The following is a 21,396-nucleotide window of genomic DNA, read 5'->3' on the forward strand; positions in this document are numbered from 1 at the left end:
GTATTCAACTTTCAGCTGGCGCGCATTGTACTCAAGTTGGCTTTTGTTGCCCAGCAACAGCACTGGCCGGCGCATTCTGCCGTGGCAATGACCAGGCCAGATAACAGGCCCCGGCTGCCGCGACAGCGCTCGCACAAAAGGTCCAGGTGGAACCCGCACCATCAGCCCAAATCAGACCGGCAAAATAGGCCCCAATAGCACCACCGCCACCATACACCACACCTGCGTACAGCGCCTGACCCCGGCTACGTTGTTGTGGCGGGAAGAAGTTCTGCACAAATTGCATGGCCGCACTGTGCGCCAGAGCAAAACTGGCGGCGTGGAAACTCATACTAAACGCCAGCCAGTACCAGTCGGCCGCCAGAAACGCCACGATCAGCCAACGCACCACAGTGACGCCATAACAAAACATTAAGAGTTTGCGGTAATGCACCCGTTGCAAAATGCTGCCGGCAAAAAAGAACGCGACAATTTCTGCCAGCACCGCAATGGCGATCATCAGGCCTGAGAAGCTGCCGCTGTAACCCAAATCGCGGCAGTACAGCATAAAAAAGCCATAAAAAGGCGCAAAGCCCAACTGCATCAAAAAGGTGGCGCCCATAAAGGTTAAAAAGGTTTTATGCCGGAATAAGCTGCGAAAACGAATGCTGGCGGCTTCAGGCTGACTTTTAATGGAAAAAGAGGGTAACAGCCATAAAGTCCAGAGCAATAAGGCCAAAAAGACGCTGGCCGACCAGGGCAGAAACTCACTGCCCAGGTGCTGCAACAACCAGCCGCCCAGCATCACCACCAAAATGTAACCCACACTGCCAAAGCTGCGGATGCGGCCATAAATTTTGTTGTCGTTTTTCAAAAAATGAAATGCGCTCACTTCAAGCTGCGGCAATATAGCGGTCCAGAACAGGCTGTACAGTGCCATCGCGGCAACCAAAGGCCAGTAGCCCACATCGAAATAACTGACAGCCCAGCCCATTGCGGCCAGTATAGCGCCCAACCGCATCACAGACACCGGGTCGCCGCACCGCTCCACCACCATAGCCCAGGCGCTCGGCCCAACAATACGAGCTGCGGTAACGATAGCCAACAACACCCCTATCTGGTAGGAATTAAAACCACGTCCATCAAGAAACATCGGCAGATAAGGCACAAAAATACCCAGCACGGCGAAGTACGCAAAGTACGCCAGGCCAAGTTTGGAGCTGTTGGTCAGTTGCATGATAAGGATTCAGAAAAGAAAAGCGCGCTATTGTAGCGCGCCATCACATTGACAGCCAACCAAAGGCTGGCGGTTATTTGTCAGAAATTGTGCCGCCCGCCAATAGCTGGCGTATCCACCCGAACATCAGCATTTTGCGCACGATGACGTAAAAAGTGGTCCATCAGCACTATGGCCAGCATGGCTTCGGCAATGGGCACAGCGCGGATCCCCACACAAGGGTCGTGCCGGCCTTTGGTGATCATTTCCGTTTCTTCGCCACTGGTGGTGATGGTTTTACCGGCAATACTGATACTGGACGTTGGCTTAAGCGCAATGCTGACATTGATGTCCTGACCGCTGGAAATGCCCCCTAACACGCCACCGGCGTGATTGGCTGTAAAACCATTAAGACGCAGCTCGTCACGGTGGGTGGACCCTCGCTGCTCAACCACAGCAAAGCCATCCCCCACTTCCACAGCTTTCACCGCATTGATGCTCATCATGGCATGGGCAATATCTGCGTCTAACCGGTCGAACACAGGTTCGCCCCAGCCAACAGGCACACCGGATGCCACCACATTAACGCGGGCTCCAACAGAGTCGCCATCTTTCTTCAGCTGGCGCATGTACTCATCCAGCGCCTCCAGCTTGGCCGGGTCAGCACAGAAAAACGGATTGTTATCTACTTCAGACCAATCCACCAGGTCCAGCTTCACTGGCCCTAACTGCGCCAGATAACCACGAATTTCGACACCAAATTTGGCTTTCAGATACTGCTTGGCAATAGCGCCTGCGGCCACCCGAATGGCGGTTTCGCGCGCCGAAGAACGGCCGCCGCCGCGGTAATCGCGCAGGCCATATTTGTGCCAGTAGGTGTAATCGGCGTGCCCTGGGCGAAACACGTCTTTAATCGCCGAATAGTCCTGCGAGCGCTGGTCGGTATTTTCAATCAAAAGGCCTATCGAAGTACCTGTGGTAACACCTTCAAACAGGCCAGACAGAATTTTCACCACGTCGTCTTCACGGCGGGCCGTGGTGTAGCGCGATGTACCAGGCTTGCGTCTGTCCAGTTCGAGCTGCAGTGCGTCCAGGTCCAGTTCAAAACCCGGTGGCATGCCATCCACAATACCGCCCAGTGCCGGCCCGTGGCTTTCACCAAAAGTCGTCACCTTAAACAACTGGCCAATCGAGTTACCTGACATCCCATCGATCCTCTTATCCGAAAAGTTCTGATTTTAGAGCACCGATTAGTTTAAGAAGTGAGCAGCAGAGCAGCCTGAAAAAGACTCAATCAAGGCGTAACAGCGAAGGAATAGTGGGGCTATTTCGAGCTGTTACAACACGGAGTGAGGGTTTTTCAGGCGCTCCCGTACGGGCGAAATCAGAATGGCCGCATGCGGCTTTAGATTTTCTCAATTTAGGCCCACTAAACCTTCAAAAATCTGCCTTGCCTGCGGCCATTCTGACTTTCGCTGCTGTCGCTTTTTTAAACTATTCGGTGCTCTAGTTCTGATTAATTAAACAGGGCCTGGTGCGCCACCAGATCCGCTTTACTGATAGCAAAAACACCATGACCGCCTTGGGCAAACTCCAGCCATTGCAGCGGCAACTCCGGATACAGCTGGTCCAGTGCAGCCATACTGTTGCCCACTTCACAAATCAGCCAGCCGCCCTCATTCAACTGCGCGGCAGCACCGGCCAGAATACGGCGGGTCAGCTCCAGGCCATCGGCGCCAGAGGCCAGCCCCAGCTCAGGCTCATGATGAAACTCAGCGGGCAAATCCGCCATGTCTTCTTCATCCACATAAGGCGGGTTGGTAACGATTAAATCGTAGGTCATGCCGGCCAGCGCTTCGTAGCCGTCCGACAGAATAGGCACCACCTGATGCTCCAGACCATGCATCTCAATATTGTGAATGGCCACATCCAGCGCATCTTCGCTGATATCCACAGCATCCACTTCCGCTTCAGGGAACTGCTTGGCGCAGGCAATAGCGATGCAGCCAGAGCCGGTGCATAAATCCAGAATACGCTGTGGCGCCTGGTCGGCAAACCAGCTGACAAAACGGCCCTGGATCAGCTCACCAATTGGTGAACGCGGCACAAGCACGCGCTCGTCGACATAAAAACTCAGGCCGCAAAAATAGGCATGGTGTGTCAGGTAAGCCGCCGGAACTCGCCGTTCAATGCGGGCTTCGAGCAGTTCGCAATAGGCGCGGGCTTCGGAGCTGGTCATCCGGGTTGGCAGAATATTGTCAGTCACCCGGTTCAGATGCAGGCAGGATGCTAATAAAATACCGGCTTCGTCCCAGGAGTTGTCGGTGCCGTGGCCAAAATAAATGTCGGCATTGTTCAGCTGGCTGACGCCCCAGCGTAACCAGTCATGAATGGTCTGCAGTTCGTTTAACGCTTCATCAACAAGGGCTGGTGTTAAGGCTGAATTCAGAGCTTCGGTCATTGTATTTTACTCAGTGCTTTAGGTAGACTGCCGCGATGAAAAAGACGCCCCCTATAACCGATGAGGATATCCAGCTGTTCCGTGACGCGGTCAGCGGAGCCAAGCCTCTGCCTCAGGACAGTCATCTGCCAGAGCGGCCAAAGCGGCGGCCGAAGAAGGCTGTCACTTTAGCAAATAGCAGTCCGGATAGCCATTTGTTTTATTTTTCAGACCTGTATGAAGGTGTGTTCCCAGACAGTGGCGCTTTATCTTTTGCTCAGCCTGGTGAAGATCCCCACTTGCCGAAACGACTGAAACGCGGTGAGTTTCAACCTGCTGTGGTGTTGGACCTGCATGGACTGACGCAGGAAAAAGCCAAAGAGGAACTGGCCGGATTACTGGCCTACTGCCAGCAGGAACATCTGAACTGCGCCTGTATTGTCCATGGCAAAGGCCTGGGTATTCTGGCACGACGGGTGCCGAACTGGCTGGTACAACACCCGAATGTCCGGGCTTTTCATACAGCCCCAACCGAATGGGGCCGTGATGGCGCTTTGCTGGTATTACTGAAAACGCCGCAATAACGGCTTAGACCGAATGCTGGACCAATTGCAGCAGTGGCGGACTGGCATACTCCAACAACACACCTTGGTCAGGTTTGTAATGCAGGCAAGCCACACCTGCGGTATCGAAGATCGGCGTTTGGCCCTGACGGGTAAAAGCTTCAACCAGAAAGCTGACCAATGGCATATGCGACACCAGCAGGATGCGTTGTTCAGGCTGTTCGGTCAGTTGCAGGTTAATAAAATCCAACACCAGCTGTGCATTGCCTTCAGGCACCAGATCCGTGTTGGTTTGTATGGGCGTCAACGCCAGACCTGCTTCGGCAATTAATGCCGCGGTTTGTTGAGTTCGGCGATAAGGGCTGGCGTAAATACAATCAAAAGCACTATAGTGGTGCTGTAGCCACCCGGCCATTTGTTGTACTTCGCGGATCCCCGCCTGGGTTAATTGTCGTTCGCTGTCGCTACTGTACTGCGGCTGTGCTTCACCATGCCGCATAATAACCAGATTCACCATTGCTGCTACCAGTTACAACTTCGCGCTCGCCGCGAAAAGAGTGCGCTATGATAATGAAACTTGGCTGACTCGGTAACTGCCAATAAAGCATAAAATAACGTTATTATATTCCTATTAGCTATGATGAACCGTCGCCTTCAGTTTTTACGGTTCCGGACAAGAGGCCTGTTTTGAACGCACAGTCATTACTGCAAAGCCCCAATGATAGCCGCCAGTTTCTGGCGCTGACCCTGAGCAACCATTTAGCCGTTTTACTGGTGCATCAACAAGATGCAGAGAAAAGCGCAGCTGCGTTGACGGTCAATGTTGGCCATTTTGATGACCCTTTTGAACGCCAGGGTCTGGCACATTTTCTCGAACATATGCTGTTTCTTGGCACCGAAAAGTATCAGGGTGCCGGCGATTACGCCCATTTTATCAGCCACCATGGCGGCAGCCACAATGCATGGACTGGCACAGAACACAGCAGTTTCTTTTTTGATATAGACCCGGATTATTACAACGAAGCGCTGGACCGTTTTGCCGATATGTTCAAAGCGCCGTTATTTCACGCCGATTACATTGAGAAAGAACGTCAGGCCATTGAAGCCGAATTTTCGTTAAAACTAAAAGACGACGGCCGGCGTATTTATCAGGTGCATAAAGAAACGGTCAACCCGGCCCACCCCTTTGCCAAATTTTCAGTCGGCAATTTATCCACACTGGCCGACACCTCAGAGCAAAGCCTGCAGCAAGCGGTGCAACAATTTTTCCACCAACATTATGGTGCACGCCGGATGACCTTGTGCCTGGTGTCCTCCTTGCCACTTGAGCAGATGCAGCAACTGGCAGAGCAGCATTTTGCTGCGATCCCGGACCATGTGGCGCCGAAAGCCCCGCTGACCGAACCTCTGTATCTGGACGAACAACAAAGTATTCAGCTGTCGATTGAACCGCACAAACACAGCCAACGCCTGGTGGCCAGTTTTGCCCTGCCTGACATTCAGCCACTTTATAAATACAAGCTGATCTCTTTTTTGGCACATTTATTAGGCGACGAAGGACCAGGTTCATTATTAGCCATGCTGAAACAGCGCGGCCTGGTCAACCAACTCAGCGCTGGCGGCGGCATAGACGGCAGTAATTACAAAGACTTCAGTGTGTCTTTTGAGCTAACGCAGGCCGGCTTAAGCACTTGTGCGCAAATCCTTGAATTGTTGTTTGGCCAGATTGCGCTGCTACGTCAGTCGGCGTTTCCGTTAAACCTGTTTTTGGAGCGCCAGCGCCTGGTCCAGTGGAGCTTTTTGTATCAGGAACCCAATACGGCTCAGCAAACTGCCTGCGATCTGTCGGTCAATATGCAGCATTATCCGGTGCAGGATTACCTCTACGGGGATTACCGGATGGATTTGCCGTCCGAAACCCTGTACCGCCAGTTGCTGGAGTATTTCCGGCCGGACAATTTGCGGGTGATGCTGGTAGCGCCAGAACTCAGCACGGACAAACAGGCGCGTTGGTATCACACGCCATATAAAGTAGAAAAGCTAAGCCAGGCACAGCTGGATCAGCTGGCCAACGCACAGCCTGCACTGGATGCAGCGCTGCCCAAGCCAAACCCCTATCTGGTGGAAACACTGGAATTATTACCAGACAGCCAGCACCAGAACAGTCCTGAACTGCTGGTGGATGAAGCCTCATTGCGGCTTTGGTTTAAAGCAGATACCGAATTCCATACCCCCAAAGGCCATGTATTCGTTCAGCTGAATTTACCGAACAGTATTCAGTCGGTGGCAGCCATGGCACAAACCCGACTGTGGCTGGAACTGTTTCAGGATTTAATTAATGAAAACCTGTATGCCGCCACCACAGCGGGCCTGACCTACCATTTGCATGTACAGAATAACGGCCTGAGTGTGCACTGCGCCGGCCTTGCCGGCCATCAGATCCGCCTGATGCAGGATATTCTGCAGCAACTGCATCAATGCAGTTTCAGCGAAGACCGCTTTGAAGAAATACGCCGTCAATTAGTCCGGCACTGGCAGAACCACAGTAAAAGCAAGCCGGTCTCCAAACTATTCAGTCAGCTGTCGTCGTTATTGCAACCGCTGAACCCTGATATTGAGCAACTGGCAGCCGAACTGAGTGCTGTTGATTTTGACCAGTTTAATCAGTTCCATCAGCAGTTGCTGCAGCAGGTATCGCTAGACGCCTTTATGATTGGTAACTGGCCACGGCCTCAGGCGCAGGCCTTAACCACTGTGCTGAGCCAGTTCTTAAAAACTCAGCCCAATGGTGGTTTTTTACCACGCCAGCGCTACAGCACGGCCAATATAGGGCCGGTCTGGCTGGAGCAACAGGTTGAACACAATGACCATGCGCTGGTGATCTATTTACCTGCCCTGCAGAAAACGCCACAGCAAATGGCGCTGTTTATGCTGGCGAATCATTTATTGGCACCTGAGTATTTTCACGAGCTGCGTACCGAACAGCAACTGGGGTATCTGGTCGGCACAGGTTATGTGCCGATGAATCTGCTGCCGGGCATTGCCTTTTATATTCAAAGCCCGTCCACCGAATGCAGGGTGTTGTATCAGGCCACCCTGGATTTTTATAAAAACTTTCTGTCGGAACTGGAGCAGCTGGCCGCAGAAGATTTTGACCAGATGAAACAAGGCCTGCTGACGCAAATTCGCGAGCGCGATGCCAGCCTGGCTGCGCGGGCTAAACGGTTCTGGTTGGCGATTGCTCAGGGTGACCATCAATTCCACCTGCAGCAACAAATCGAGACGGCGTTAATTGAGTTGCCGCTAGATAAATTTATTGGCTTTTTCTACCAGTTATTGGCGCCAGACTACGATGCAATCTTTCTGGCCACCGGGCCTGCACCAGAGCACAGCCATCTGAAAGTGCAAAATGCCAGCGATTGGCGCCAGCAGCTGCAGTTACAAAAGGAATAGTTTTGACAGTCCATTAGACTTTGGTTACTTTGGATTGTGATAACAATAAGAACGAGCAGTGCTGCAGGTGAAGTTTCCCAGTCTTGTTTTGCTTTTGCTAAGCCCTCTTCCGGTGCTGGCCTCTGGTTGGGTGCTGATTCAGCCCTATTTATTACCTGTCGTCTCAGTCCTGTCTATTATGGCCCTGGTGCTGGCGCACCTTAGCCTGCTGCGAATGCGCCGCTACCAGCTTCGTCTGGAGCAAAGTGAAGAGCGGCTGCGCTTATCCTTGTGGGGCAGCGGCGACGAACTGTGGGACTGGGACATTGAACAAGGCCAGTTGTACCGCTCCAGCTCCTGGCATCAGCCACTGGAACAACCAGGCGATGCACAGCAGTTTCCGCCCAACCGCTCTGAAATTCACCCGCAAGACCTGGACAGGGTCACCCGGGCGCTTGAACAGCATATCCATGGCATTACGCCCATCTTTGAAGCCAGTTACCGCATCAAAGCCGCCGACGGCCAATGGCTCTGGGTGCTGGACCGCGGCAAAGTGGTGCATCTGGATGAAGAAGGCAAAGCAGCCCGGATGACCGGCACGCTTAAAAATATCCAGCAGTTAAAAGAAACCGAAGAACGACTGGGGTTGTTTGCCCGCTGTCTGGAAAACATTTCAGATGCAGTGCTGGTCTGTGACACCAATTTTGTGGTGATGGAAGTGAACCCGGCCTACCAGAGCATCACGGGCAAAAACCGTGAGCAGGTGCTGCATCATTTGTTTGAGTTGCCTCTGTACCCGGCCCGCTTTTTACATGAAATTCGCCAGACATTATTTGAACAAGGCTATTGGTCAGGCGAAATTGAAGAAAAACGCCTCAATGGTGAAATCTTTCAGGCGGAGCTCAGCTTTGACCTTATTCGCGATGAAGAAGGTATGGTGCAGCAGTTTGTTGCCGTCATATCCGATATCAGCGAACGCAAACGTCGTGAAGCCGAACTGAACCGGTTGGCTGACACCGACACACTGACCGGCCTGCCCAACCGTTCACGTTTCTCCAACCATTTGACACAACTGGTCAAAGAACAAGTCCCACATGCGCTGCTGGTGTTTGACCTGGACAACTTTAAAAAGATCAACGACTCGCTGGGCCATGAACTTGGCGACACCCTGCTCTGCCGCCTGGCCGAGCGTTTAAGCCACTTTATCCGCTTTAAAGCCAAACTGTACCGGCTAGGCGGTGACGAATTTGCGGTGGTGCTGGAAAACACCAATGACATTCACAGCATCACCAGCCTGGCAAAAGAGCTGTTAAAACAAATTAACCAGCCATTTTTTATCGAACAGCACGAACTGGCCATCACCAGCAGTATTGGCATTGTGATGTACCCGGAAGATGGCTTAGATCCGCAGGCGCTGCTGCGAAACGCCGATACCGCGATGTACCATGCCAAAAATGAAGGTGCCAACCGTTACCTGTTTTTCAACGATTCGATGAACAAGCTGGCAGTAAAACGCCTGCAGGTGGAAAACCTGATCCGTCATGGCCTGAAAGAAGATTATTTCTCCGTGTTCTACCAGCCGAAGATGGATATAGTCACGGGGCAACTGGTTGGTATGGAAGCTCTGGTTCGTTTTATTACACCGAAAAAAGGCGTAATAAGCCCGGCTTCCTTTATCCCTGTCGCAGAAGAAACAGGCCAAATTCTCGAAATTGGTGAGGTAGTACTGCAGAAAACCTGTGAAGACGTAAAACGCTGGATAGATCAGGGCTTGTTCCATGGCCGGGTGGCAGTGAACCTGTCGGCCAAGCAGTTTATGTTGCCGTTTTTGTGTGAACAGATTGACGATATCCTGCAGCGCTCTGAGCTGCCCTCGTACCATCTGGAACTGGAAATTACGGAAGGCACTGTTATGCAGTCGCCGAAGCTGGCCATCGACACCATGAAGAAGCTGCGTGCCCGTGGCATTCATCTGGCCATGGATGACTTTGGTACCGGCTATTCGTCTTTAGCTTACCTGAAGCAGTTCCCGCTCAATACGCTGAAAATCGACAAAGCCTTTGTCGACGATATGACGTCGGCCCGCGGCCGCAATATGGTGGACACCATAGTGACAATCGCGCACAACCTGAACCTGACAGTCGTGGCGGAAGGAGTGGAAACCGCAGAGCAGTTGCAACAGCTGAAACAGCTGCGCTGTGAAATCCTGCAAGGCTACTACTACAGCAAGCCTTTATCTGCCGCCGAGTTTGCCGCCTTCCTGAAGCAGCAGAAGCAGCTTAAACCTAAACTGACTGCAGTGCAGGCCTAAAGGCCAAAGAAAGGTTCACGACAAATTTCAGCCACAAAAAAAGCCCTGACGGGCTTTTTTCTTAATCTGAATCGCTGCTGTCAGCGAAGGAAAAGTCGTCACTGCCATCGGCAATACGCTTTTTGCCAAATACGGTGTGGAATTTACGTTTTTCTCCAACACGCTGCTTGTATTTAACCCAGACTTTTTCATATTGACTGCTGGCTTCCACTTCACCTTTGCAGACGTCCAGAAAACGTTTTTCTTCGTCGTTAACTGGCTGGCGGCTGCCTTGTTCTAACTCTTGCATGGCAATGCCATGTTTCTCCAGCAAATTACCTTCTGCCAGAGTAAAGCGCCCGGACCTGGTAAATCCCTTTGGGAAGTTACGGTCATCGAAAAAGCGACGGGTAGCGACAAAACTTTGCTGCATCACTTTTTACCTCTAATGTCGTTAATTTACAGCTGTCCCAGTGAAACTGTGCGCAGTATGGTAAACAAAATCAGACTCGTCAAACAAAAAATTGGCTTTGTCAAAAGATTTCAAAAAGGCAGGAACAAGCATGCAGAAGAAGTTGAAAAAACAAGCGCAACTGACTGACTTTTGGTCAGTTTTAGCGAGTTACCTTGCGTGGCGAAAACAGCCTCAACACAAAAAACGGCTGCAACTGGCGTAAGCCCGCTTCAAGGTTAGTCGTTTATGGCTATGAAAAAATGGCAGGATCAGCGGGCCAAAACACAAGGCCGCCAGCGCCCAACGACGAGCGGCCATGCCAGAACGTAACGCAGCAATATAACAGGCTACAGCACTGCCCAGACAGGCAAACAACAGCACCAACACAGACACCTCCAGCAAAAATCGCGCGCAGTATACCAACATCCCTCTGCAGGTGCGGTTGTTTTTCGCCCTGAGGTTGCTGTTATTTTATCCAGCACCACACAAAACCTGGTTCGGTCAGTTGCAAATAAAACAAAGCCAGCAGACGCTGGCTTTGTTGACTGTGAAAGACGGTACATCCACCTTTAATAGAAGGTTTCTGCCCGTTCCGCTTTATCCAGTAACAACTGGCAAGGGGCAAAACGGCTGCCATGCTTCTGTTCAAAGCTACGCAGGTGCGCTACCAGGGTCGCCGCGCCCATCTGGTCGATGTAACGGAACGGACCGCCGTGGAATGGTGGGAAGCCAATACCAAAGATGGCGCCGACGTCACCGTCACGCGCGCTGCTGATAATGCCCTCTTCCAGACAACGCACCGCTTCGTTCAGCATCTGCACTGTGCAGCGCAGGGCGATTTGATCCAGGCTTAAGCGTTCCTGCGGGTTCAAGCCCAGCAACAGGTAAACCGACGGGTCCACCTGCTTTTTGCCTTTTTTCGCTTTGCTGCCATACAGGTAAAAGCCTTTTTCACTCTTACGGCCTTTACGTCCATCGGCCATCAGCTTGTCAAAGGCAGCCGGAGCGACAAAACGCTCGCCCAGTTCTTTGGCCAGAATAGGGCTGATTTTCGCGCCTACATCAATACCTACTTCGTCCAGCAAGGTAATAGGGCCGACCGGGAAACCAAATTTCACCAGCGCTTTATCCAGCTGCTCAACCGGCTCGCCTTCCAGCAGGATATTGGCCGCTTCGTTCATATAGAGCGCCAGAATACGGTTGACATAAAAACCTGCACCGTCTTTGACGACGATAGGCGTTTTACCTTGTTTACGGGCAAAGGCCACTGTGGTTGCGATGGTTTCTGGCGAGGTTTTGTCATGGGCAATCACTTCCACCAACGGCATTTTGTCGACCGGAGAGAAGTAATGCAGGCCAATCACATTTTCCGGCCGTGCCGCTTCTGCGGCAATCTGACCAATTGGCAAGGAGCTGGTGTTGCTGGCAAATACTGTATGTTCGCTGCAGTGCTGCTCAATGTCTTTGACCATCTGACGTTTCAAATTCAGATCTTCAAATACCGCTTCTACCACCAGGTCGACATCGTGAAAACCACTGTAATCTGTGGTGCCGGTCAGCAATGACATCTGCTTTTGCAATTCAGTTTTGCTGATAAAACGGCGGCGGAATTTTTTCTCCAGCAGACTGTAGCTGTATTTGAGCGCATTTCCGATGCCGGTCTGGTTAATGTCTTTAATCCGCACCGGAATACCCGCTTTGGTGGCTGTGACGTTGGCAATACCACCGCCCATCAGGCCGCCGCCTAAAATGGCTGCTTTTTGCACTTTACGTGGCTGCACATCGCCGGCGCCTGTTTCTTTTTTCATCGCGGTGGTGGCGAAGAAAATAGAACGCAGCGCTTTGGATTCGGCCGTCATGCAAAGCTCACCAAAAGCTTTGGCTTCGACATCCAGGCCTTTATTAATGCCACCACTGATCCCCGCCTCAATGGCGTCGAGGATTTTCAGCGGTGCCGGGTAATTGCCATGGGTTTTGGCCAGCGTCTGTTTTTTTGCCTGAGAGAATAAAATAGAACGGCCAAAAGGCGTTTTCTCCAATACTTTGCCAACCAGGTTCAGCTTCACTTCACGGGCTTTGGCTTTGCCTTCCAGCGCCAGTTTCACCGCCGCGTCCAGCAGAATGCTTTTGGGTACCACCGCATCCACCAGGCCAGCCTTTTTCGCTTGTGCCGCACGTAACTGCTTGCCAGTTAAAATCATGTCCAGCGCTTTTTGGATACCGACTAAGCGTGGCAGACGCTGAGTACCGCCAGAACCTGGCAATAAACCCAGCTGCACTTCAGGTAACCCCAGTACGGTTTTGTTGTCTGTGGTCGCTACCCGTTTGTGACAGGCCATCGCCAGCTCCAGACCACCGCCCAGACAAGGGCCGTGAATAGCGGCAACCAAAGGGACAGGCAAGGCTTCTAACTGGTTAAACACCTGCTGACCCATGCGGCCAATCTCTTCGGCCTGCTGGGCTGTGCTGCAGCCGTCCAGCATGCTGATGTCGGCACCGGCAATAAAGGAGTCAGCTTTACCGGAGATAATCACCAGGCCCTTAATGTCTTTATTGCCTTTGATGTCACTCAGCAGCTGTTTAATTTCATCAGCAAAAGCGGCTTTAAGCACATTCATGCTCTCGCCTTGCACATCCATAGTAATAACGCCCACGCCGTCTGGACGGACGCTCAGGCTAAAGGTCGAAGCAGTCATTAATCTGTCTCCAGGATCATGGCGGCGCCTAAACCACCGGCGGCGCAGGCTGTGGTTAACGCTGTACCACCACCGCGACGTTGCAGTTCATTTAAGGTTTGCGTGATTAAACGAGTACCGGTGGCGGCAAAGGGGTGGCCATAGGCCAGCGAACCACCAATGACGTTAAATTTGTCCATATCAATGTCGCCGATGGCTTCAGAGCGACCCAACTTTTCTTCGGCAAACTTTTTGCTGCCGAACATCTTCACGTTGGCCAGCGCCTGAGCAGCAAAGGCTTCGTGCATTTCAATCAGGGTTAAATCGGACAGCTTCATACCAGCACGTTCCAGCGCGATTGGCGTTGCATAGGATGGACCCATCAGCATGTCGTCCCACACATCAATAGCGGCGAATGCATAACTGCGGATATAACCCAGAGGTTTATAACCCAGCGCTTTGGCACGGCTTTCAGTCATCATCAGGACTGCAGAGGCGCCGTCAGTTAAAGGCGTGCTGGTTGCGGCAGTGACAGAACCAAACTGGCGGTCAAACACCGGCTTCAGTTTGGCGTAGGACTCCAGCTTGGAATCCATCCGGATATTGTTATCCATCTCGAGGAAGGTTTTGTACGGTTCAATATGTGCCGCCATCACTTCGTCTTTCAGCTTGCCGTCTTTCCAGGCCTGAGCCGCCAGGCTATGCGAACGGTGCGCCAACGCATCCTGATCCGCACGGCTGATGCCGTGAGTTTTCGCCATTTGCTCGGCGGTATCGCCCATCGACAAGCCCGTGGTGTATTCGGCGACAGCAGGCGGCACCGGCAACAAGTCTTTCAGGCCCAGACGACGGAATATCGCAAGTTTTTGTCCGAAGGTCTTGGCTTTATTTAAATCCACCAGCGCACGCGCTAATTTCTTGCTGACGCCAATAGGCAACACTGAACTGGAATCGGCTCCACCGGCAATGGCAATGTCATGGATACCGGCCATCATGCCTTCTGCGACGCTGACCACGGACTGGAAACTGGTGGCACAGGCACGGGTCACGCTGAAAGCGTCGGTATGAATATTCATGCCAGTACCCAAGACGATTTCACGGGCAATGTTCGGCGCTTCAGGCATTTGCACGACTTGACCATAGACCAGCTGATCTATTAGCTTGGGCGACAATTCGCTGCGGATCAGCAGTTCGTTGACAACCAGCTTGCCTAATTCCAACGCGGAAACGCCATGGAATTCAGTAGCTTGTTTGGCAAAAGGGGTTCTCAGACCACGCACTATCGCGATGCGGTCTCCCTGACGGGTCTTAAGTTCAATAGGCGCGGCCATAACTGTCCTCGTGTTGCTGATGTGGCTGAGTCTGAACAGGTCAGACCTCTAATTTGAATCGATTGTAACCACAGATCGGTGAAATTAAAACACTTGTTTTAAAACCTGCAGAACCTTATATAAAACTTCAGGTCAGAGCCTAGCTGCTTTTGCAGTTAACTGCATAGAAAACAACAACTAACTGGACCAGTATTTATGGTACAAGCCTTTTCTGCATTAAAAGAGTATTTGGACAGTCAGGTGCTTGGTCAAAGCGCCCTGACCGAAGGAATTTTGCTGGCCTTGCTGGCCAATGGGCACTTGCTGGTGGAAGGCCCGCCAGGCCTGGCCAAGACCCGCGCGGTCAATGCCTTGGCCAAGGGTGTCGAAGCCCGCTTTCACCGCATTCAGTTTACGCCGGACTTATTGCCCGCCGATTTAACTGGCACCGATATCTACCGCCCGGATACTGGCCAGTTTGAGTTTCAGGCCGGTCCACTGTTCCACCATATTATTCTGGCCGATGAAATTAACCGCGCTCCCGCCAAAGTGCAATCCGCACTGCTCGAAGCTATGGCGGAAAAACAAATCACTGTGGGGCGTAAAACCTACGCCTTGCCTGAGCTGTTTCTGGTGATGGCGACGCAAAACCCGTTGGAGCAGGAAGGCACTTACCCGTTACCGGAAGCCCAGCTGGACCGTTTTTTATTGCATTTAAAAGTGGATTATCCGGACGCAGCCACTGAACTGGAGATCCTGCGCTTAACCCGTGGTGAAGCCTTATCGCAACCAAAAGCCGAGTTGTCGCCAATAAGCCAGGCCGATATCTTCGCCGCCCGCAAAGCCATTTTGCAGCTGCATATGGCGCCAAGCCTGGAGCAGTACATAGTGCAGCTGATTATGGCCACCCGTAACGCAGCCGCCTACAGTGATGAGCTGGCCAGCTGGATTGCTTATGGCGCTTCACCGCGCGCTTCTATTGCGCTGGAGCGTTGTGCCCGTGCCAAAGCCTGGTTGTCTGGCCGCGATTTTGTCACACCAGACGATGTACAGGATGTGTTTTTGAATGTACTGCGTCATCGCCTGATCCTGACCTATGATGCAGAAGCTCAGGGCCTGAGCACCGACCATGTCCTGAAACAAATTCTGAAACTGGTGCCTGTGGCCTGATGCAAAACGCCTCTTCTGTTTATGAGCAACTACAGGCGCTGAAAACCAACGGCATCGATTTGGATTTGCCGCAGCTGTTGGCGTACCAGCGCTTTCACAGCCTGCTCGATTTAAGCCCGAAAATGGCCATACAGAGTAAGCTGGCCGGTAGCTATCTGGCGAAAACCAAAGGCCGTGGTATGGAGTTTGATGAAGTACGGCATTACCAGACCGGTGATGACGTACGGACCATCGACTGGCGGGTGACTGCCCGCACCGGCAAAATGCACACCAAGCTGTTTCGGGAAGAAAAAGAGCGGCCGGTATTTATTCTGACCGACTTGTCCGACAGTATGCAGTTTGGCTCCAGCCTGTTGTTTAAATCGGTGCAGGCGGCGCATTTAGCCGCACTGCTTGCCTGGCATGTGAAGGAACGCGGTGACAAGCTCGGTGGTCTGGTATTCAGCCAGGATCAGCTGCTCGAATTGAAACCAGCGGCCCGCAGCCAGGGGGTATTGCGTTATTTAAATGCGATGCTGCGGGTGCAACAAGGCAAAGCACTGCCGTCCAGCGTTCAACTGGACCAGGCGTTGGCGCTGCTGCGCCGGTTGGTGCATCCGGGCGCTTTGGTGTATTTGCTGTCCGATCTCAGCAACCTGACGGCACAAGGCTGGCGCCATATTCAGGCCATTCGCCAGCACAATGAAGTCTGCGCCGTGCAAATTCTTGACCCATTGGACAGCAGCTGGCCTGCCCATGCCAGTGGTGGCGCCCGTATCAGCGATGGCCAGCAGGAAGCACTGCTGGACTTGGGTTCAGCCTTTAAACGTCAGCAGTACCAAAGCGTACAACAGTCTGAACAGCAACAATTACAACTGAGTTTTTCGCAGCTTGGCTGCCGTTTTATGCAGCTGTCCAGCGGTGAATCTTTATTACAACAACTCAACAGGAGCTGGGGCAATGGCCGCTGAACCTGCCTTACAACTGGCCGACATCAGTGAACCGGCCCTGGCCACCTTTTGGCCACCTGCCCCACTGTGGTGGGGACTTGCGTTTTTCCTGCTGCTGGCAGTGGGCTGGTTGGTCAGACGCCAGATGCGACAACGGCAAAAGCAACTGGCGTTGCGACAAGCCAGAGCGGAATGGGCCGCACTGAGTGCCAGCCAGAGTGCAGAACTGAACCAGCTGTTAAAGCGACTGGTGAAACATTATCAGCCAACGCACCCAGCTCTTTTTGCATCAGTTTCACAGTGGCAACAGCTGCTGCAGTCGCTAACGGCACAGCCACTGCCCGATTTACAACACCTGTTGTACCAGCCCCAGCCTGCTGCAGAACTTCAGCAGCAGTTTTATCACTGGGCAGGTGAGCTGCTGCGTCAGCTGAAGGTGCAGCAACTGGAGTCTCTATGTTCGAATTAGGTTATCCCTGGCTCGCCCTGTTGCTGCCTCTGCCGCTGTTGTTCCGGCAAAAAAGCAGCGCTCATGGCGCAGCGCTGCGCCATCTGGCCTTGTACAGGTTCAGTCAGCAGCAACAAAGTCAGGTGCAGGCGCCAAAAGACTGGAGCCGCTGGTTACGGGCCTTGTGCTGGAGTTTATTGGTGCTGGCAGCCACCCAGCCGCGCTGGCTGGGTGACACTATTACCCTGCCCCAACAAGGACGGGACCTGATGCTGGCTGTCGACTTGTCTGGCTCGATGGACATTACCGACATGCAGAACCAGAACCAGGCCATCAACCGGCTGGATGCCGTCAAGCTGGTGCTGAACGACTTTATTCAGAAACGCCAGGGCGACCGGCTCGGCCTGATTCTGTTTGGTGACGCCGCCTATCAGCAAACCCCGTTAACCTACGACCTGACCACAGTCCGCACTATGCTGGATGAATCTGTGCGGGGTTTGGCCGGAGAGCGCACGGCCATAGGTGAAGCCATTGGCCTGGCCGTGAAGCGGTTGAACAGTTACGAAACGTCCAACAAAGTGCTGATCCTGCTAAGCGACGGTGCCAACACCGCTGGAGTGATCCAGCCGCTGGAAGCCTTGCAACTGGCCAAAGCCGCCGGCGTAAAAATTTACACCGTGGGCGTCGGTGCTGAGCAAATGGTGCAAGAGAGCATTTTTGGCCGCCAGCTGGTGAACCCGTCACAGGATTTAGACGAAGCCTTGCTGACGCAACTGGCGAGTGAAACCGGCGGCCGCTATTTCCGAGCCCGGGATTTAAAAGAACTAGCCGGCATTTACCAGCTGCTCGATCAACTGGAGCCAGTGGAACGCGATCAGGTGAGTTACCGGCCGCAGCAAAGCCTGTTGCATTACCCGCTGCTGGCCGCACTGCTGCTGATGGCGGTGCTGGCACTGCGGCAAATTCAGCTTCGGAGGCAAAGTGATGTGGCCTGAACTGCATTGGTTACGGCCTGAAATGGCCTGGTTGTTGCTACCCGCTTTGTTGTTGTGGCTGCTGTTCTGGCGTTTTCGCCGTTTGCCAAGCGCCTGGCAACAATGGATAGCACCGCATCTGCAGCAGCGTTTACTCTCAGGCGACTCAGCACAAGGCCAACAAAAATCAACCTGGTTATTGCTGTTTTGGGCGCTGCTGGTGCTGGCGCTTTGTGGGCCCAGCCTGCAAAAAATTCCGCAGCCGGTGTATCAGCTAAAAAAAGCCACTGTGCTGGTGATGGATATGTCGTTGTCGATGCACGCCACCGATCTGAGCCCGGATCGGGTGACTCAGGCCCGCTTTAAAGCGATGGATTTTCTTGAAGGTGTGCAGGAAGGCGAAATGGCCCTGATCAGTTTTGCCGGCGATGCCTTTGTGATTTCGCCACTGACCCAGGACAAAAACAACCTGAAACTGCTGTTACCCACTTTGAGCCCGGACATTATGCCGGTGCAGGGCTCCAATCTGTCTGCCGCTTTGCATTTAGCTGGTCAGCTGCTGCAGCAAGGTGGCTATAGCCTGGGCGATGTAGTGGTATTTACCGACGGTTTTTCCAGCAGGGATTACAGCGCCTTACGTGACCAACTGGACAGCTATCCGCATCGCGTTTCGGTGATTGCCTTTGGCTCTGCCGATGGGGCGCCGGTGCGGCTCAGTAACGGTGAACTACTGAAGGACAATCAGGGCGCCATTGTATTGCCGAAAGTACCCTTGGGACAGCTGCAGCAACTGGCATTGCAAAAAGGTGGCGCCTTTTCCGTGGTGCAACCGGATGACAGTGACATTCGTCAGCTCTGGCAATTGCCTGAACTGAACAGCCTGCAGGATGAACAAAAACCCAGTCAGCTGCGCGGTGAACAGTGGCAGGACAACGCCGTCTTTATCGTCTGGCTGCTGCTGGCCTTTTGGTTATGGCAAAAGAAACAAGGTCAGTTGCTTGCGTTACTGCTGTGCGCTTACCTGCCGTCCAGCCATGCCATGGAGTGGCAGGATTTGTGGCTGAACCAACAGCAGCAGGCCAAGCAGGCGTATCAGCAGCAAGACTACAGCAGTGCCTGGCAACAATTCGACGACCCGCTATGGAAAGGCAATGCGGCTTACCGTGCGGGTGACTACAGCGCCGCCGAAAACGCCTATCGTGCCGCCAGCGGGCCAGACGCCAGCTACAACCTTGGCAATAGCCTGGCTCAACAACAGAAGTTTGCTGAGGCGATCAACGCCTATGAAGAGGCTCTGGCTCAGCAGCCCGATAACGCCAACGCGGCGCATAATCTGGAGCAGGTAAAAAAGGCGCTTGAGCAACAAAAACAGGAGTCGCAGGACAACAAACAAAAAGGGGACTCCAAAGACCAGCAATCGCAAGGAGATCCATCGTCCGATCAAGATTCAAAGGATCAGTCGGAGCAAGGCGACAATGCGCAGCAGTCTGCTGACCCAAATCAATCTTCCGGCCAAGGCGATAAAGACCCGGAACCACAAGCCGGCCAACAAAATGAACAGCAACAACAAGCTGAACCACAAGCTCAAGAGCAGCAGCAACAAAAAACACAAGCTCAGCAACAAAATGCTCAGGAGAAGCAGCAGGCCATTTCCGAAGCCTGGCCCAATGCTTCCGCCGAGCAAAGCCAGCAACTGGACAACTTGCTGCGAAAAGTACAGGACGACCCGTCGCTGTTGCTGAAACGAAAAATGGCCCTCGAATATCAGAAGCGGCGCTTTGAGCAGGCACCGCAGGGAGTACTGGAAGAATGGTAAGACACGCTGCGTTGGCTTTGGGGCTGACCCTGCTTTTATTCAGTCAGCCGTTGCTGGCTATCACTCAACTCAAAGCCAGCCTGGACAAAAACCCGATGTTGCTTGGGGAAACGGCGGTGCTGGAGTTGGTTGCCGACGGCGATGTCAGCAGGCAACCGGATTTTTCTGTACTGGAGCCTTATTTTGAAGTTCAGGGCCCTTCGATTGGCCAGCAAATGCAGGTGTTTAATGGTCAGGCAAGCCGCACCACCAGTTGGCGCCTGCTGTTAAAAGCCCGTGATGCCGGTCGTTTTGTGATCCCCGCCTTTACTCTGGAAGGCGTCAGCTCATCCCCTATTAATGTGGAAGTGCAAAAGGCGCCGGAGCGCAGCAGCCAGAACAAAGAACTGCTGTTTGTTGAAAGCTCGCTGGATCAGGAACAGCTCTATGTGCAGCAGCTTAGTTACCTGACTGTCAAAATTTACTTTAAAGGGGACTTGCAGCGCGGCAGCCTGAACGAACCCAAAGTAGACGGACTGAGCATTGAGCAGCAAGGCAAGGATCAGGAAGGCTCCGACCTGGTGAACGGCGAACGTTACCGCACATTTACCCGGCGTTACCGGCTGATCCCGGAGCAAAGTGGTGAATTCACGATTCCGCCAGCCATTCTGAGCGGTGAAATGCTGGACCGCAGTTCAGGCCGCTATGATTATTTTGCACAAACCCAAAGCATTACCGCCACATCCAATAGCCTGACGCTGCATGTGGCCCCACAACCGGCTGATTTTCCTGGAGACTGGCTGGTGGCAGGCCTGGTCGAACTGACCGAAGAATGGAGCCCGGCAGGGACCAAAGTTCGCCAGGGCGAGCCCGTGACCCGCACTATCACATTAACTGCTTTGGATGTGGCATCAAACCAGCTACCCGATTTACCGCAAACCACACCAGAAGGCGTCAAACTGTACCGTGAACAACCGCAGAGCAAGCAGGCTGAGCGTAACGGTCGGGTGGTAGCGCAAAAAGTATTTAGCATGGCGGTCGTGGCCACCAAAAGTGGTGAGTTGACCTTACCCAAAGTACGGCTGCCCTGGTGGAATGCCAAAACCAACCAACTGGATTACGCCGAACTGCCTGAAGTAACTTTGCAAGTAGAACCCGGTGAAAGTCAAAGCACCGAAACCGTGACTACAGCCGCCGTTCCTTCGTCAGCGTCTGTCGCGGAAGCAAGCCCATGGGCTTGGACCTACAGCAGTTCTGTGCTGCTGTTGCTCTGGCTCTGTACTCTGGCTCTCTGGGTATGGAAAGAACAGAAAAACAGAAAACACAGTCAGGCCCCGGTCAAAGCGGCAACCACCGACAAAGCTAGAATGAACCCGAAAAAACTGCAACAAGCAGCGCATGGCAACGACGCCGTTTTATGCCGCAGCTGGTTGCTGGACTGGGCAGAGCAGTATTTTGGCGAACGGCCACAGTCACTCAGTCAATTAGGACTTTGGTGCAAGCACCCCGACTTTGCCCATGAACTGAATGAGCTGAATCAGGCTTTGTATCAGGCCGGTTCAGTCTCCTGGCAAGGTAAAGCTTTATGGCAGGCCTGGTCGGGTTTGCAGCTAAAAAAGCAGCAGACCGCCTCGCCGCTCGCCTCTTTGTACCCGGAGAGCCAGTAAAACTGATGCTGCCCGAGTAGTGAAGGCTGGCGACGTTACCGCAGCCCGAAGCCG

General features: G+C 53.0%; 17 protein-coding genes. 9 read left to right on the top strand and 8 right to left on the bottom strand.

What is annotated here, in order from left to right:
• Positions 1 to 31: 31 nt before the first annotated feature.
• The 3 genes from ACFO3I_RS15375 to prmB form a co-directional block, all read right to left on the bottom strand.
• Positions 32 to 1,216 carry an MFS transporter gene (locus ACFO3I_RS15375; protein ID WP_377335422.1) on the bottom strand — a complete coding sequence of 395 codons (1,185 nt, stop codon included), beginning with the start codon at positions 1,214 to 1,216 and terminating at the stop codon, positions 32 to 34.
• A gap of 80 nt (positions 1,217 to 1,296) precedes the next feature.
• Positions 1,297 to 2,400 carry a chorismate synthase gene (aroC, locus tag ACFO3I_RS15380; RefSeq protein ID WP_377335424.1) on the bottom strand — a complete coding sequence of 368 codons (1,104 nt, stop codon included), beginning with the start codon at positions 2,398 to 2,400 and terminating at the stop codon, positions 1,297 to 1,299.
• 311 nt (positions 2,401 to 2,711) lie between these two features.
• Positions 2,712 to 3,656 (bottom strand): 50S ribosomal protein L3 N(5)-glutamine methyltransferase, encoded by a 945-nt coding sequence (gene prmB, locus ACFO3I_RS15385; protein WP_377335426.1) that lies wholly within the window; start codon positions 3,654 to 3,656, stop codon positions 2,712 to 2,714.
• A gap of 35 nt (positions 3,657 to 3,691) precedes the next feature.
• On the opposite strand from prmB, the gene smrB reads away from it, so the two are divergent.
• Positions 3,692 to 4,219 carry an endonuclease SmrB gene (smrB, locus tag ACFO3I_RS15390; RefSeq protein ID WP_377335428.1) on the top strand — a complete coding sequence of 176 codons (528 nt, stop codon included), beginning with the start codon at positions 3,692 to 3,694 and terminating at the stop codon, positions 4,217 to 4,219.
• A 4-nt stretch (positions 4,220 to 4,223) separates the two neighbouring features.
• On the opposite strand, the gene sixA is transcribed toward smrB, so the two are convergent.
• A complete protein-coding gene (gene sixA / locus ACFO3I_RS15395; protein ID WP_377335430.1) occupies positions 4,224 to 4,715 on the bottom strand; it encodes a phosphohistidine phosphatase SixA in 492 nt (163 codons plus the stop codon).
• A gap of 170 nt (positions 4,716 to 4,885) precedes the next feature.
• On the opposite strand from sixA, the gene ACFO3I_RS15400 reads away from it, so the two are divergent.
• Both ACFO3I_RS15400 and ACFO3I_RS15405 read left to right on the top strand, forming a co-directional pair.
• Entirely contained in the window at positions 4,886 to 7,651 is a 2,766-nt protein-coding gene (locus ACFO3I_RS15400) for an insulinase family protein (RefSeq protein ID WP_377335432.1), read from the top strand.
• Between the two features lie 67 nt (positions 7,652 to 7,718).
• Complete coding sequence (locus tag ACFO3I_RS15405; protein ID WP_377335434.1) at positions 7,719 to 9,941, top strand: putative bifunctional diguanylate cyclase/phosphodiesterase; 2,223 nt, start codon at positions 7,719 to 7,721, stop codon at positions 9,939 to 9,941.
• Positions 9,942 to 10,002: 61 nt separating this feature from the next.
• On the opposite strand, the gene ACFO3I_RS15410 is transcribed toward ACFO3I_RS15405, so the two are convergent.
• The 4 genes from ACFO3I_RS15410 to fadI all read right to left on the bottom strand — a co-directional run bounded on the left by ACFO3I_RS15410 (position 10,003) and on the right by fadI (position 14,380).
• Positions 10,003 to 10,353, bottom strand: a complete 351-nt coding sequence (locus ACFO3I_RS15410) for a MaoP family protein (RefSeq protein WP_377335436.1) — start codon at positions 10,351 to 10,353, stop codon at positions 10,003 to 10,005.
• Between the two features lie 213 nt (positions 10,354 to 10,566).
• Complete coding sequence (locus ACFO3I_RS15415) at positions 10,567 to 10,761, bottom strand: hypothetical protein (protein WP_377335438.1); 195 nt, start codon at positions 10,759 to 10,761, stop codon at positions 10,567 to 10,569.
• A gap of 182 nt (positions 10,762 to 10,943) precedes the next feature.
• Positions 10,944 to 13,070: a fatty acid oxidation complex subunit alpha FadJ gene (gene fadJ / locus ACFO3I_RS15420; RefSeq protein ID WP_377335440.1), complete on the bottom strand. Its 2,127-nt coding sequence runs from the start codon at positions 13,068 to 13,070 to the stop codon at positions 10,944 to 10,946.
• On the bottom strand, positions 13,070 to 14,380 hold the full coding sequence (gene fadI, locus ACFO3I_RS15425) for an acetyl-CoA C-acyltransferase FadI (RefSeq protein WP_377335442.1): 1,311 nt from the start codon (positions 14,378 to 14,380) through the stop codon (positions 13,070 to 13,072). The genes fadJ and fadI overlap by 1 nt, the downstream gene beginning before the upstream one ends.
• Before the next feature lie 195 nt (positions 14,381 to 14,575).
• Between fadI and ACFO3I_RS15430 the strand changes: the two genes are divergently transcribed.
• Genes ACFO3I_RS15430 through ACFO3I_RS15455 form a run of 6 tightly spaced genes read left to right on the top strand, consistent with a single transcriptional unit; the run spans position 14,576 to position 21,342 of the window.
• Positions 14,576 to 15,529 (top strand): AAA family ATPase, encoded by a 954-nt coding sequence (locus tag ACFO3I_RS15430; RefSeq protein WP_377335444.1) that lies wholly within the window; start codon positions 14,576 to 14,578, stop codon positions 15,527 to 15,529.
• Positions 15,529 to 16,479 carry a DUF58 domain-containing protein gene (locus ACFO3I_RS15435; RefSeq protein WP_377335446.1) on the top strand — a complete coding sequence of 317 codons (951 nt, stop codon included), beginning with the start codon at positions 15,529 to 15,531 and terminating at the stop codon, positions 16,477 to 16,479. The genes ACFO3I_RS15430 and ACFO3I_RS15435 overlap by 1 nt, the downstream gene beginning before the upstream one ends.
• The gene (locus ACFO3I_RS15440; RefSeq protein ID WP_377335448.1) at positions 16,469 to 16,927 is read left to right on the top strand and encodes a DUF4381 domain-containing protein; all 459 of its coding nucleotides are present in this window, start codon (positions 16,469 to 16,471) and stop codon (positions 16,925 to 16,927) included. The genes ACFO3I_RS15435 and ACFO3I_RS15440 overlap by 11 nt, the downstream gene beginning before the upstream one ends.
• On the top strand, positions 16,915 to 17,901 hold the full coding sequence (locus ACFO3I_RS15445; protein ID WP_377335450.1) for a vWA domain-containing protein: 987 nt from the start codon (positions 16,915 to 16,917) through the stop codon (positions 17,899 to 17,901). Before ACFO3I_RS15440 ends, ACFO3I_RS15445 begins: the two co-directional genes overlap by 13 nt.
• Entirely contained in the window at positions 17,891 to 19,696 is a 1,806-nt protein-coding gene (locus ACFO3I_RS15450) for a vWA domain-containing protein (RefSeq protein ID WP_377335452.1), read from the top strand. The genes ACFO3I_RS15445 and ACFO3I_RS15450 overlap by 11 nt, the downstream gene beginning before the upstream one ends.
• Positions 19,690 to 21,342, top strand: a complete 1,653-nt coding sequence (locus tag ACFO3I_RS15455; RefSeq protein ID WP_377335454.1) for a BatD family protein — start codon at positions 19,690 to 19,692, stop codon at positions 21,340 to 21,342. The genes ACFO3I_RS15450 and ACFO3I_RS15455 overlap by 7 nt, the downstream gene beginning before the upstream one ends.
• Positions 21,343 to 21,396 lie beyond the last annotated feature (54 nt).

It is taken from the genome of Rheinheimera marina (genome assembly GCF_042654345.1).
GTDB classification, from domain to species: domain Bacteria; phylum Pseudomonadota; class Gammaproteobacteria; order Enterobacterales; family Alteromonadaceae; genus Pararheinheimera; species Pararheinheimera marina.